The organism is Caldifarcimen microaerophilum (genome assembly GCF_055387105.1).
Genome location: NZ_AP038914.1, coordinates 1,129,951 through 1,142,314 on the forward strand (window position 1 = coordinate 1,129,951; position 12,364 = coordinate 1,142,314).

The following is a 12,364-nucleotide window of genomic DNA, read 5'->3' on the forward strand; positions in this document are numbered from 1 at the left end:
GGTTCCAGAAAAGTATAGCCTCTGGAAGGAAAATCATCAAGGTTGAACCGAGATCGGGACAGCGAACCTCCCCGAGGGCCACGCCGGGCATCTTGAAACTCCGCAGGGCGCGGGATTTTACAACACACGGGGGGCTGCCGGAAATGTAGCGCTGTATAACGCCCTCGGACAGAAAATCCTCGACCTTCCCGTCTCCCACGAAACAAAAAGCAAGGTGATTTCTCTTCAGGGCCTCCCCTCCGGCGTGTTTTTCCTGAAGGTGGGCGGAAACGTCAAGGGAAAACTGGTTCTCCCCTGACCTGAATTGCGAAAGTATTTCTCCGGGGCGGGATTCATCCCGCCCCGGTTTGTTCAAGGGGGTTTTCTACCGGTAAAACTGCTGAAACGCCCTCAAGTTCGGACGTCAGGTCCCGATCGTGACCACACGGGAGGTGTGCTGTATACTAACGCCACACGGCACAACGCGGGAAGGAGCGGTGTATGCGCGAACATATCCGGAATTTCTGCATCATTGCCCACATTGACCACGGCAAGTCCACCCTTGCCGACCGGTTTCTGGAGATCACCCACACCCTCCACCTGGGGGAAGGGGAGGAGCAGGTCCTGGACGCCATGGACCTGGAGCGGGAGAAGGGGATCACCATCAAAATGCACCCGGTGCGGATGGAATACGAAACGGGTGGCCAGCGTTTCGTCCTGAACCTGATTGACACGCCGGGGCACGTGGACTTCACCTATGAGGTGTCCCGCTCCCTCGCCGCGGTGGAGGGGGCCATCCTGCTGGTGGACGCCACCCAGGGGGTGGAAGCCCAGACCCTGACCAACCTGTACCACGCCCTGGAACAGAACCTGGTGATCATTCCGGCCATCAACAAGATTGACCTGCCCAACGCCGAAGTGGACCGGGTCCGCCACCAGCTGGAGGACCTTCTCGGCGACGACGAGATCTATCTGGTGTCGGCCAAAACGGGCCAGGGGGTCCGGGAACTCCTGGATGCCGTGGTGAAAAAGGTCCCGCCCCCCCAAGGGGAGGAAGACGCTCCTCTCCAGGCCCTGATCTTTGACGCCCGGTTCGACGAATACGTGGGGGTGATCCCCTACATCCGGGTGGTCCAGGGGGTGCTGAAGCCCGGGATGACCATCCAGTTTGCCTCCACCGGAAAACGCTATGAGGTGACGGAGGTGGGGGTGTTTCGCCCTGGAAAACTGGAGCGCAAAGACGCCCTGTATCCCGGCGAAATCGGCTATTTCTCCGCGGCCATCCGGGAGATCCGGGATGCCCGGGTGGGCGACACCGTGCTGGATGCCCGCAACCCCACCGATCCCATCCCCGGTTTCCGGGAGCCCAAACCCATGGTGTATGCGGGGTTCTATCCCCTGGTCCCCTCCGACTTCCCCCTCCTCCAGAAAGCCCTGGAGAAACTGCGCCTGAACGACGCCGCCCTCTATTTTGAAGGAGAGAACTCCCCTGCCCTGGGGCTGGGGTTCCGGGTGGGCTTCCTGGGCATGCTCCACATGGAAATCGTGAAGGAACGCCTCAAACGGGAATTCGGCCTGGAGATCCTGGTCACTTCCCCCAACGTGACCTATCGGGTGAAAACCCGGAGCGGGGACCTGGTGGAGATCCACTCCCCCAAGGATTTCCCCAACGACTACAAGGAAGCCTATGAGCCCTTTGTGCATATGCAGATCATCACCCCGGCGGAATACGTGGGAAACGTGATGGAACTCGCCCACAAACGCCGGGGAGTGCAGAAAACCATGAACTACGTGGATGAGCGCACCGTTCTGCTGGAATACGAACTCCCCCTGGCCGAGGTGATCTTCGACTTCTTTGACAAACTCAAAAGCCTCACCCGGGGCTATGCCTCCATGGATTATGAGCCCCTGGATTTCCGGCCGTCCGACCTGGTCCGTCTGGACATCCTTCTCAACGGGGAACCGGTGGAGGCCCTGGCGGTGGTGGTCCACCGGGAGAAAGCCTATTACGTGGGCCGGGAACTGGTCTCCCGCCTCCGGAAGGTGGTGCCCCGCCAGCTCTTTGAGGTGAAGGTGCAGGCCGCCATCGGCAAAAAGGTGATCGCAAGCGAACGGATCCCGCCCCTCCGGAAGGATGTGACCGCCAAATGCTATGGAGGCGACGTGACCCGCAAGCGCAAACTCCTGGAGCGCCAGAAAGAGGGCAAAAAGCGTCTGAAGAAGATCGGGAAGGTGGAGCTTCCCCAGGAAGCCTTCACCGCCATTCTGGAGGTGGAGTCGGGATGAGGAAAAGCGAGGCCCTGCTTCTGCGTGCCCGGCATCTGGAAGAGCGGGGCGAGTGGCTGGAAGCCCTGAAACTCTATCTTCAGGCCGCGGACCTGGCCGAGGAAGAGAAGGCCCCCGTCATCCGGATCACCGCCTATTTCTCCCTGGCCGACTTCCTCTCCGAACGGCTGGGGGAATATTCCTTTGCCCTGAAGGTGCTGGGGAAAATCTATCGGGAAAACATGCCCGGAACCCGGAGTCGCCTGGGCTGGCGGGCCCTCCGGGCGGTGCGGATGATGCGGGACTGGTCCAAACTCCCCGCCTATGCCCGCTACACCCTCCACTACAGCCGGTTTGAACGCCGCCCCGGTTCCCGAATCCGGGCCCTCCGGGAGATCGGTCTGGCCCTTCTCGAGGGGGGATCCAGCGGCGGACTCTATGCCCTGGCCCGAACCCTCCAGCACGGCGTGCGCCTGCGGATGCGGCATCTGGTCCCTCTCCTGCGGGCAGACATGGCCATCGCCCTGGCCCTGGAAGGGCGCACCCGGGAAGCCCACACCATGATGGGGCGGGCCATCTCCCAGGCCCTCCGGCTGGATCACGATCCCCTTCTTGCCGAGGTGTATCTCCGGTATGCCCTTCTCAAACCCCATCCCTGGGAGGAACTCGGCCTGCGGCTGGCCCACCGCCTGCGCAACCGCCGGATGATGGACGAATACCACCATCTGCAGCGAGCCTTCGCCCGGCACCGGGCCGGAATCTGACCCCGTGAAACTCCTGGACCGCTATCTCCTGCGGCGGTTCTATTCCGTGTTCATCGTGGTTCTTGCGGGGATCCTCCTCCTCTATCTCGTGGTCCACTTCTTTGAGCGGATCGACACCTACATTGACAAAAAGGCCCATCCCCGGGATCTCCTGGTGTATTACGCCACGCTGGTGCCCTATCTTTTCGTTCTCCTCCTTCCCATGGGCGAACTTCTGGGTGTGTTCTTTTCCATTGGGGAAATGGCCCGGCGGTTTGAGATTCTGGCCATCCGCAGTGCGGGGGTGTCCACCCTCCGGATCTTCTTTCCCCTTTTTCTGGCCAGTCTTCTCCACACCCTCCTCGCCTTCGGGGTGGCCGACCAGATCACCCCCCGGGCCACCCGGTTCGGGGAAGACTTCAAAAACGAGCGGATTCTGAAGCGAAAAACCCCGCGGTTTCTCAAAGAGGCCCGGGAGGTCTCCTTTTTTGACCGGGCGGGACGCATCTATTATTTCGCCTATCTGGATGCCACGAAAAACTGGGGCCGGGGGGTGATGATCTATGAGATCCAGAACGGACGCCTCCACCGGGTGCTGGTGGCCCGGGAAGGCCGTTTCCAGCCCGATTCGGGCCACTGGCGCCTCTTCGCCGGGACCGTCCAGCACTACGGGGACACATCCTTCGTGGAGCGCTTTCCCGTCCGGGACTTTCCCGAACTCACCATCACCCCCGGGGAGATTCTGAAGCGCCCGGATGAACTGGAGGAACTCACCCTCCGGGAGATCCTGGACGTGATCCGTCTCAAACAGGCCGCGGGCCTGGAACGCCACGCGGAATGGGTGGCCTTCCACATGCGGATCGCCTTTCCCTTTGCCAACGTGATCCTGATGCTCTTTGCCTTTCCTCTCGCTCTGGAAAGCCGGGGGCGGGGACGCTCCTGGGGCTTCGGTGTGTCCCTGATCTTTGCCTTTGTGTACTGGACCCTGCTCCAGACCTCTCAGATCATCGGCCAGACCGGCCGGCTTCCCCCCTTCGTGTCCGCCTGGCTCCCCAACGGCGTGTTCTTCCTGCTGGGGGCGGTGCAGTTCTATCGCATCCACCGGAGGTTCTGATGGTTCGCCTCGCCCTCTGGGGCATGATGGGGACGGGCAAAACCACCGTGGGCCGTCGTCTCGCCTCTTTCCTGGGGCTTCCTTTCGTGGATCTGGACCGGGAGATCGTGCGCCGGACCGGGCGGTCCATCCCCGCCATCTTCCGGGAAGAAGGCGAACCCGCCTTCCGCAGCATCGAAAAGGACGTCCTCCGTTCGGTGCTGGACCGGATGGTAGACGGCGCGGTCCTCAGCCTGGGGGGCGGGACCCTGGTGGCCCCCGAAAACCGGGAAGCCCTGGACCGGGCGGGGTTTTCGGTGGTGGTGCTGGAGGCCCCCCTCTCCGTTCTCCAGAAACGCCTTGCCGGACGGAAAGACCGTCCCCTTCTTCCGAAACTGGAAGAGCTCCTCCACACCCGCCGGCCCCTCTATGCCCGCTATCCCCGGGTGGACGCTTCGGGCCCCCCCGTTCGTACGGGGGCTTCGGTGCTTGCCCGTCTGCGCCTCAAAGACGCCGAGACCGTCACCCGGGATCCCCACCCCGTGGTCCTGGGGGACCTGGAACGTCTTGACGGGATTCTCCTCACCCATCCCCACCTCCACCGCCTCTGGGCGGGGCTTCTCTCCGCTGAAAACGTGATCCTCTATCCCCCGGGAGAGCGGTTCAAATCCCTGCGGGGGGTGGAGCGGATCGCCGCCGAACTGGTCCGTCGGGGGGCGGACCGGCGCACGCCCTTCGTGGTTGCCGGAGGCGGGGTGCTGGGAGATCTGGGCGGGCTGGTCGGGGCGCTGTTTGCCCGGGGCATGCCGGTGGACCTCGTGCCCACCACCCTCCTGGCCGCGGTGGACGCCCACATCGGCGGAAAAACCGGGGTGAACCTCCGGGGGAAAAACCTGCTGGGCGTGGTGCGTTTCCCCCGGACGGTGCATGTGGACCCCCGGTTCTTTTTCTCCCTTCCCCGGGTATACTGGCTGGAAGGGGTGGTGGAACTGCTCAAGGGCCTGGCCCTCACCCGGTCGGATTTTCCGGACCTTGCGGAAGAGGTGGTGCGGGACCTCCGGCAGCCTTCCTATGCCGGTGCGATCCGCTGGGTCCCCCTGGCGGTGGAGGCGAAACTCTCCTTTGTCCGGAAAGACCCGTTTGAGGAGACCGGGGAACGCTTTGCCCTGAATCTGGGGCACACCCTGGGGCACGCCCTGGAGGCGGCGTCGGGTTTCCGGATCCGCCACGGCCATGCGGTGGCCTGGGGAATGGTGGCAGAAGCCCGGCTGGGGGTGGAGCTGGGGATGACCGATCCCGGAATTCCGGAGGTGCTGGAGGATCTCTTCACCCGGCTCGGTGTGCTCCCCGACGCCGACCGGAAGGGGGTTGCCTCCTTTGTCGGCATGGACAAGAAGCGCACCGGAGAGGAGGTGAGCCTTCCCCTCCTCCGGCGGTGGGGGGAACCCGTCCGTGTTCCCGTGTCGGTGGACACCCTCCGTGCGTTTGTTTCTCGGCCGGAAGTTCGGACATTTCCCCCTCCCCCAGCCCCTCCCACCAGGGGAGGGGAGAAAACACCTTGAAACCGTAGGTGGATTTGTACTCCCTCCCCCGTCGAGGGGAGGGTCGGGGTGGGGGGTCAGAACTTTTGTCGAAGGTCAGTTACCCTGGTTGAAAAGTCCGGGATGGGGATGTATGATTTTGCCCGGGAGGTGAGAACATGGGCAAGGTGACCATCCACATGCGAAAATATCTGGAAGAAAGGGTTCGGGACCTGTCGCGAAGGACCGGGATTCCGCTCAGTCAGTTAATCGCGGAGGCCGTGGAGAGGTATTTCCAGACCATCCAGCGGGAGAAAGCCCTTGAAAAGCTAAAAGCCCATGTGGGTTCGCTTCAACATATCAACACGGAAGAAATTCTTGAGGATCTGGAACGTGCATGCAACGATCGCAGAGTTTGACACAGGAATTCTGTGGATTTTGCTCACCGATCCGGATCGAGGGCAGAGAATCATGGATATTCTTGAACATCAGGAAAGGGCTCCTGTGCTTTCTATTTTGAGCATTGCAGAGTTTTACCGTATTGGCTTCCGTCAGGGTGTGCCAAAGAAGAAATTGAAAGAATTTGTGGACACAATTTCTCTGATTTTTCACATCGTGAAGATGGAGGATGGTGCTCTGGCTCAACGGGCCGCAGCCACATCTCACTCGTTACAGATACCCCTGATGGACGCACTAATTCTGGAGAGTCTCATTTATGGGGGAGCAACCGAGATCTATACCACGGACCGGGATCTTCTCAGGGCATCGAGGCGAGGGCTCCAAATCCAAATCATGTAGACTTTATGCTTCCCATGTTTCCGGGAAAGAAAAGAGATCGCTCGTTTCTTCATCCATGCCCTCTCCTGAAAAATGGGTGGATCACTCTATCCGCCTGTCCAGTGCCTGCGCCGCGATGGTTTTCTATCGGAAAAGCCATAAGGAAAAGGATTAGCTCCCATGCCCCGTAAGCGCATTCGGGACCTTCCCGCCTTCAAACGCCCCCGGGAGAAACTGGTGGAGCGGGGTCCGGAAGCCCTGTCCACGGAGGAACTCCTGGCGGTGCTCCTCCGAACGGGCGTGAAGGGGAAAAGTGCCCTGGACCTCGCCCGGACCATCGTGGAGAAGGCGGGCCCCGATCTTCCCCGGTGGCGGGTGGAGGACTTTGCACAAATCCCCGGCGTGGGAGAGACCAAGGCCGCCCAGATCGTGGCGGCCTTTGAACTCGCCCGTCGGTTCCAGGGGGTCCGTCCCCGCATCCTGAAACCCGAAGACGCCCTGCCCTATGTGTTCCACATCGCAAAGCGGAAGCAGGAGCACGTCCTGTGTCTCACGCTGAACGGAGCCCATGAGGTGCTGAACGTCCACGAAATCTCCCGGGGACTCCTGAACACCTCCCCCATCCACCCCCGGGAGGTGTTCGCCCCGGCCATCGCGGATCGGGCAGCAGCCATCATCCTGGCCCACAACCACCCCTCGGGGAGCCTCACCCCTTCCCGGGAGGACCTGGCCATCACCCGCCAGATGGTGGAGGCCGGAAAACTCCTGGATATCAAAGTGCTGGATCATATCATCGTGACCGCGGAGGGCTGGATCTCCTTCCGGGAACAGGGCTATCCCCCGTTCAACGCGTGAACGAATTTTTGATGGGACATCCAGACCTTGACAACCCCACATGCGCCGGGTATAATTGGGGCGATGGGCGATCACACCCGGCGTGAGGTCAGGAACAGGGACGAGGGCGTGTCCCATCGGACTTCTGTCGCACCGGATCACGAACCCCCCGGGAGGAACCCCGGGCTCCCGCTGGAAGAAATCCGCACCAGACTGCGGGCACTCCTTCCTTCGCTGCGAGAAAAATACGGTGTCCACTCCCTTGAAATTTTCGGATCATATGTGCGTGGAGAAGCAGGACCGCAAAGTGATCTTGACCTCCTGGTTACGTTTGAATCTGCCCCCACGCTATTCCAATTGATCGCCCTGGAGCTCTTTCTCAGCGAAACACTGGGAGTGAAGGTGGACCTTGTGATGAAAGAAAACCTCAAACCGGAACTCCGTGAATCCATCTTGCGCGAGGCGCAGGAAGTATGAGCAAGCAGCGCAACTTCAGGACCTACATACGAGACATGCTGGCAGGCGCTCAAAAAGCACTGAATTTCGTTGAGGGGATGGACTATGCGGCGTTTGAGGCAGACGAGAAAACCCAATTTGCGGTGATCAGGGCACTGGAAATCATCGGAGAAGCAGCCAAAAAAGTGCCCCAGGAATGGAAAGAACGTCACGCCGAGGTACCCTGGCGAGTAATTGCCGGAATGCGGGACAAGCTGATTCACGATTATGCTGGGGTGAATCTTAAGGTTGTATGGCGCACACTCCAGGAAGACCTTCCCGGTTTGATAGAAGCCCTGGAGAGAATGCTGGATGAACTCAACCACTGAAGCGGGGTGTTGTGCGTATATCCCGCAGACGTGGTTTTGCCGCGCGCCAATGTCGGAGGAATTTCGGGTGATGTTGGCTTCGCCAGCGGTGGTAACAGGACGGCGACGCCGCGCCGCTGACGCTGTTGTTGGACGCAATGGAACCATGGAGGCAAGTAATGCACAAAATTGATACAACACAGATGGTACCTTTCACAATCCACGAACTGAAAATTTTTGCTCCTGCCCGGGTGAATGGTCACGACACATTGGCTCAATTGGATACGGCTGCGACATTTGCGACTGTATCGCCAACGGTGGCAAGCGGATTGACACGAGAAGGAAAGGTTACAGTGCGCAGTGCATTTGGGGATCGAGACTTTGAGATGGTTTCTGTGGATATTGAGTTTATAGGGCTCACCTTGTCAAAGGTACGGGCACGAGTGTACAAAGACGAGGGCGTGCTTCCCTTTGAGGCCGATATCGTGTTAAGCGGGCAAGAATTGTTTGGTCAAGGGGTGATTTACGATTTCCGTCTTCTGGGGTGTTTGCCCTGTGAGAGAATTGAAGGCACAGGTTGGGAAAGAGTAGCGGCAGAGTTTCTCGAGAACGGCTTGTGTATCATAAAGATGGAGGCAGCGGGGAAGTCGGTCAATGCCCTGTTTGACACTGGGGCCGGGATATCGCTGATCAATCATGCTCGTGTCAAGGGAAATGACCTTCAAGCGGAGGCGGGGTATGAAATGGAGGTCAGAGATGCTACCGGTGCTCAACACATGCAGGTCATTCACTCGTATAGCGGATTACGGATGGGAGAGATTGAAATCCCCTCATTTGATGGAATTCCCGTGAACTTGAGCAATGTGGAGGAAGCAGTGCAACGACGGATAGATATCGTTTTTGGAGCAAATGCTATGCTAAAGAGTGGTTTGCGGTGGTGGTTTCATAAGCGGGAAGGGGAGGTGTTCGTTCTTGCGTAATTGCCCCACCCTGCGTGCAGCGGACGCGGCTGCGCCTGGCGCCAATGTCGGCGGCATTTCGGGCGATGTTGGCTTCGCCCATGGTGGTGGAAGGACGGCGACGCCGCGCCGCTGACGCCATGGTTAGGCTTATTGTACCTATGGGAGGAAAGGGATGGGCCTTTCAGATGAACACGTCAGGAGCTTTAACTTACCATCTCCTCGTAACCCTTTGCTCGAGAGAGCTCATCTGATACTGCAGTATACGCATGATTCTACTCGCGCATTGTTAGATGCTTTGCGAAAGGTAAGAAAGGAAAGGAAAGCTGGTCGTGGTGCATTGACTGATGAGGAGCAAGACCTTTTACGTGCCATGCTGGTGATGGCAGCCTCTGGCCTGGATGCCATGACAAAAGAAATTTTGCGGAGTGTACTTCCGTCTTTGTGCAAAAAGGAAAGGGAAGCGAGGTCTTCTTTTCAGAAGTTTGTTGAAAGGAGATTAAAAGGGGATAACAGTGAGAAGTTTTTGGCCCTTATACTAACGGCCGAGAACGTCCAAGAAGGTTTGATAGAACAGTATGTTGAAGAATTAACAAAGAATAGCTTGCAATCTGTAGAAGCATTGTCAAAAGCAGTAGATGCACTTGGGTTGTCTGGAGTGTTTGACCAAGAAAATGTGGGGCGCGATGATCTTCAAAGGATCTTTAGTGAACGAAACAGAATAATTCATGAATTGGATATCGATTTTGAGGCTCCCCGACGAAATCGTAGAAGTAGACGGATAGGCCACACAGTGCAGGATGCTAACAGGTTACTTGTAGTTGCGGAGAGAATTTACGAGAAGAGTAGGAAGAAATTAGAGGAATTGGCGGAAGTCCCTTAAGACATGCCTTTTCTGCCTACCCAACCCTGTGTCCTGCGGATACGTCTGCACCATGCCCGAAAGCCGCGGGATTAATGCCTGAAAAACACGCGCAGGTGACCATGGAAAGACAGTGACGCTGCACCGCTGGTGCCATCAACAGGAGGACACCCATGCAATTCACCATCTGCGTGCCCCATGTTTCCGACATGGAAAAGGCTCTGGCCTTTTATCGAGATACGCTGGAGCTTCCCCTGCGGTACACCTCGGAAGCCTGTGTGGAGTTCGACCTTGCGCCGGCCACGCTGGCCCTACACCCTACCGACCACCCTGAAGCGAACACTCGTGGAGTCGGGCTCTTCCTCGTGGTAGACAATGTGGACGCCTTTGCCGCCCAATTGCAAGAAAAAGGCCTGACGCCTATCCAACCCCTGACTGACCAGGAGTTCGGTTCCCGCACGGTTATGTATATGGATCCCTTTCACAACGGTCACACCGGCGATCCGGGACAAAACGGGATCACGATGTGAAAGAACGCCTGATCAGCAAGTCGGAAGCCCGCCGATTTCTCCTGGCGTATCACGGATTGTGGCCGCCGAGGGCGCTGCAGGGTCAGCAGGGAATCCTGGCCTTCCTGCGCAGGGTTGGCTGTGTTCAGTTTGACCCGGTGGACGTGGTGGGGAGAAATCCTGATCTCGTGCTTCAGTCTCGTGTTCGTGATTACCGCCCGGCCATGCTGGAAGAATTGCTTTATGGTTCACGTCAATTGTTTGACGGCTGGGACAAACAGGCGTCCATTTATCTCCGCGAAGACTGGCCCTATTTCGCTCCACAACGAAGGGCTTTCGAGGAGCGCTTTCAGCAGCAGGAGAGAAAGATTCACCAGTTCACTGACGAGATCCTGCGCCGCATCAAGGCCGAAGGACCGCTCAGTTCGCTGGACTTCAAAAGCACAATCAGGGTCGAGGAGGGCTGGGGGCGGACCCGGGCCGTTCGTATCACGCTGGAAGCACTCTACCAGACAGGGAAACTCGGCATTCATCATCGAAAGGGTCATCGGCGTTATTTCGACCTCATCGAACGATTGTTGCCGGAAGAATTCTTGTCCGCTCCCGACCCCCATGTGGATGAGCACGCCTACCACGACTGGCATGTCCTGCGACGTGTGGGAAGCATGGGACTTGCTGCCCCCAACGCGGGCGAGCACTGGTCGGGTATTGTCGGTGCCCAAAGCCGCGAGCGGAGGGAAGCGCTTGCCCGATTGGTGAAGCACCATCGACTCGTTCCGGTGAAAGTGCAGGGGATCAGCCGGTGGACGTTTTATATGCGTACGACCGACCTGCCCCTGCTGGAGCGGGTTCAGCAGCAGACACCCCCGGAGCCCCAGGTCGCGTTTCTCGCACCGCTGGATAACCTGTTGTGGAACAGGAAAATGATCGCGGCGCTGTTCGATTTTGAGTATGTGTGGGAAGCCTATGTCCCCAAAAGCCGCCGGCGATATGGACATTATACGCTTCCTGTCCTTTATGGCGAACATTTCGTGGCGCGTCTCGAATTTCAGTTTGACAAGAAGACCCGCTCTCTGCGGGTCAGACACTGGTGGTGGGAGCCAGACATCAAACCCTCCGCCCCCATGCGAACAGCCTTCGTGCATGCTCTGGAAGCGTTCGCCAAATACCTTGGCGCCCAGGATGTTCATCCCATTTCCACATTTCTGTAGCGACTCTGGTGTGAAACCTGTAATCCAGCGGACACTGCCCACACACCCGTGTTGCCCGAACAGAAGAGCAGCTTTTCATCCCCACCCCATCAGGGGCTTCCTCTATCCGGGGTTACCCGCTCTCCTCACGGCATGTGGGTGGGGGAGAGGACCCACACCTCCGTGGATTCAGGAAGATCGCCCTCCGACAGGGTGACCTTCCCTTCCGGATAGCGTTTCACCGGAACGCCGTGCTCTTCGGCGATCTTCAGAAAAGCCTCCACCCCCGCAATGGGGAAGTCCACGGCGGGCGTTTTGTAGTGCATGGGGATCACCACCTTCGGCTGGAGGGCTTCCACCACCTGCCAGGCCTCTTTCGCGTCAATGGTGAAGTGCCCGCCCACCGGCACAAGAAGCACCGCAACTGGACGGAGCTCCTTCACCTGATGTTCCGGAAGAAGATGGCCCAGGTCGCCCAGGTGGACCACCCGGAGGCCCTCCGCATCCAGCGCAAACACGATGTTGGGTCCCCGCTCTTTGCCCTGCGACTTATCGTGGAAGGTGGAAAACCCGATCACGTGAATGCCGTCCACCGTGTGTTCACCCGGTGTGTCCACGACGTTGGGATTCCCCGGAACCTCGTTCACCCCGTCATGATCGGCGTGGTGATGGCTCACCAGGGCCACATCGGCCGGGGTGGTGAGGGCGCGATATTTGAGGGCCCCTCCGAAGGCGTTGGGCCGGTAGGGGTCCATCACCACCACCTTCCCGGACGCCAGGGTGATGATGAAACAGGCATGGCCCACAAATTCAATGGTCATGGCACACCT

General features: G+C 58.9%; 15 protein-coding genes. 14 read left to right on the forward strand and 1 reads right to left on the reverse strand.

All coding sequences use genetic code 11. The features are described 5' to 3' along the window. Positions 1 to 52 precede the first annotated feature (52 nt). From AC6HU3_RS05300 to AC6HU3_RS05365, 14 genes are all read left to right on the forward strand, one after another. Positions 53 to 298, forward strand: coding sequence for a T9SS type A sorting domain-containing protein (locus tag AC6HU3_RS05300; protein ID WP_497536293.1), 246 nt, complete (start codon positions 53 to 55; stop codon positions 296 to 298). Positions 299 to 480: 182 nt separating this feature from the next. Beyond that, positions 481 to 2,265: a translation elongation factor 4 gene (gene lepA / locus AC6HU3_RS05305; RefSeq protein WP_497536258.1), complete on the forward strand. Its 1,785-nt coding sequence runs from the start codon at positions 481 to 483 to the stop codon at positions 2,263 to 2,265. Next, entirely contained in the window at positions 2,262 to 3,008 is a 747-nt protein-coding gene (locus AC6HU3_RS05310) for a hypothetical protein (RefSeq protein WP_497536259.1), read from the forward strand. Before lepA ends, AC6HU3_RS05310 begins: the two co-directional genes overlap by 4 nt. Before the next feature lie 4 nt (positions 3,009 to 3,012). Next, the gene (locus AC6HU3_RS05315) at positions 3,013 to 4,101 is read left to right on the forward strand and encodes an LptF/LptG family permease (protein ID WP_497536260.1); all 1,089 of its coding nucleotides are present in this window, start codon (positions 3,013 to 3,015) and stop codon (positions 4,099 to 4,101) included. Further along, positions 4,101 to 5,642 carry a bifunctional shikimate kinase/3-dehydroquinate synthase gene (locus tag AC6HU3_RS05320; RefSeq protein WP_497536261.1) on the forward strand — a complete coding sequence of 514 codons (1,542 nt, stop codon included), beginning with the start codon at positions 4,101 to 4,103 and terminating at the stop codon, positions 5,640 to 5,642. Before AC6HU3_RS05315 ends, AC6HU3_RS05320 begins: the two co-directional genes overlap by 1 nt. Positions 5,643 to 5,779: 137 nt before the next feature. Next, on the forward strand, positions 5,780 to 6,019 hold the full coding sequence (locus AC6HU3_RS05325; RefSeq protein ID WP_497536262.1) for a ribbon-helix-helix domain-containing protein: 240 nt from the start codon (positions 5,780 to 5,782) through the stop codon (positions 6,017 to 6,019). Further along, the gene (locus AC6HU3_RS05330; RefSeq protein ID WP_497536263.1) at positions 5,994 to 6,398 is read left to right on the forward strand and encodes a type II toxin-antitoxin system VapC family toxin; all 405 of its coding nucleotides are present in this window, start codon (positions 5,994 to 5,996) and stop codon (positions 6,396 to 6,398) included. Before AC6HU3_RS05325 ends, AC6HU3_RS05330 begins: the two co-directional genes overlap by 26 nt. 159 nt (positions 6,399 to 6,557) lie before the next feature. Then, positions 6,558 to 7,232, forward strand: a complete 675-nt coding sequence (gene radC, locus AC6HU3_RS05335) for a RadC family protein (RefSeq protein WP_497536264.1) — start codon at positions 6,558 to 6,560, stop codon at positions 7,230 to 7,232. Positions 7,233 to 7,295: 63 nt separating this feature from the next. Further along, a complete protein-coding gene (locus AC6HU3_RS05340; RefSeq protein WP_497536265.1) occupies positions 7,296 to 7,688 on the forward strand; it encodes a nucleotidyltransferase family protein in 393 nt (130 codons plus the stop codon). Continuing rightward, positions 7,685 to 8,035, forward strand: coding sequence for a HepT-like ribonuclease domain-containing protein (locus AC6HU3_RS05345; protein WP_497536266.1), 351 nt, complete (start codon positions 7,685 to 7,687; stop codon positions 8,033 to 8,035). Before AC6HU3_RS05340 ends, AC6HU3_RS05345 begins: the two co-directional genes overlap by 4 nt. Before the next feature lie 158 nt (positions 8,036 to 8,193). Then, entirely contained in the window at positions 8,194 to 8,994 is an 801-nt protein-coding gene (locus tag AC6HU3_RS05350; protein ID WP_497536267.1) for an aspartyl protease family protein, read from the forward strand. Positions 8,995 to 9,148: 154 nt separating this feature from the next. Next, positions 9,149 to 9,856: a HEPN domain-containing protein gene (locus AC6HU3_RS05355; protein WP_497536268.1), complete on the forward strand. Its 708-nt coding sequence runs from the start codon at positions 9,149 to 9,151 to the stop codon at positions 9,854 to 9,856. 152 nt (positions 9,857 to 10,008) lie between these two features. Then, on the forward strand, positions 10,009 to 10,365 hold the full coding sequence (locus AC6HU3_RS05360; protein WP_497536269.1) for a VOC family protein: 357 nt from the start codon (positions 10,009 to 10,011) through the stop codon (positions 10,363 to 10,365). Then, positions 10,362 to 11,555: a winged helix-turn-helix domain-containing protein gene (locus tag AC6HU3_RS05365; RefSeq protein ID WP_497536270.1), complete on the forward strand. Its 1,194-nt coding sequence runs from the start codon at positions 10,362 to 10,364 to the stop codon at positions 11,553 to 11,555. The genes AC6HU3_RS05360 and AC6HU3_RS05365 overlap by 4 nt, the downstream gene beginning before the upstream one ends. Before the next feature lie 125 nt (positions 11,556 to 11,680). Here the strand turns inward: AC6HU3_RS05365 and AC6HU3_RS05370 are convergent, their stop codons facing one another. Beyond that, positions 11,681 to 12,355 (reverse strand): MBL fold metallo-hydrolase, encoded by a 675-nt coding sequence (locus AC6HU3_RS05370; protein ID WP_497536271.1) that lies wholly within the window; start codon positions 12,353 to 12,355, stop codon positions 11,681 to 11,683. Between the last annotated feature and the right edge of the window lie 9 nt (positions 12,356 to 12,364).

Excerpts from the sequence above, each read along its gene's own strand:
- AC6HU3_RS05355 (WP_497536268.1), top strand. The coding sequence starts at position 9,149 with ATGGGCCTTTCAGATGAACACGTCAGGAGCTTTAACTTACCATCTCCT.
- AC6HU3_RS05320 (WP_497536261.1), top strand. The coding sequence starts at position 4,101 with ATGGTTCGCCTCGCCCTCTGGGGCATGATGGGGACGGGCAAAACCACC.
- AC6HU3_RS05360 (WP_497536269.1), top strand. The coding sequence starts at position 10,009 with ATGCAATTCACCATCTGCGTGCCCCATGTTTCCGACATGGAAAAGGCT.
- lepA (WP_497536258.1), top strand. The coding sequence starts at position 481 with ATGCGCGAACATATCCGGAATTTCTGCATCATTGCCCACATTGACCAC.
- AC6HU3_RS05325 (WP_497536262.1), top strand. The coding sequence starts at position 5,780 with ATGGGCAAGGTGACCATCCACATGCGAAAATATCTGGAAGAAAGGGTT.
- AC6HU3_RS05350 (WP_497536267.1), top strand. The coding sequence starts at position 8,194 with ATGCACAAAATTGATACAACACAGATGGTACCTTTCACAATCCACGAA.
- AC6HU3_RS05340 (WP_497536265.1), top strand. The coding sequence starts at position 7,296 with ATGGGCGATCACACCCGGCGTGAGGTCAGGAACAGGGACGAGGGCGTG.
- AC6HU3_RS05345 (WP_497536266.1), top strand. The coding sequence starts at position 7,685 with ATGAGCAAGCAGCGCAACTTCAGGACCTACATACGAGACATGCTGGCA.
- radC (WP_497536264.1), top strand. The coding sequence starts at position 6,558 with ATGCCCCGTAAGCGCATTCGGGACCTTCCCGCCTTCAAACGCCCCCGG.
- AC6HU3_RS05310 (WP_497536259.1), top strand. The coding sequence starts at position 2,262 with ATGAGGAAAAGCGAGGCCCTGCTTCTGCGTGCCCGGCATCTGGAAGAG.
- AC6HU3_RS05370 (WP_497536271.1), bottom strand. The coding sequence starts at position 12,355 with ATGACCATTGAATTTGTGGGCCATGCCTGTTTCATCATCACCCTGGCG.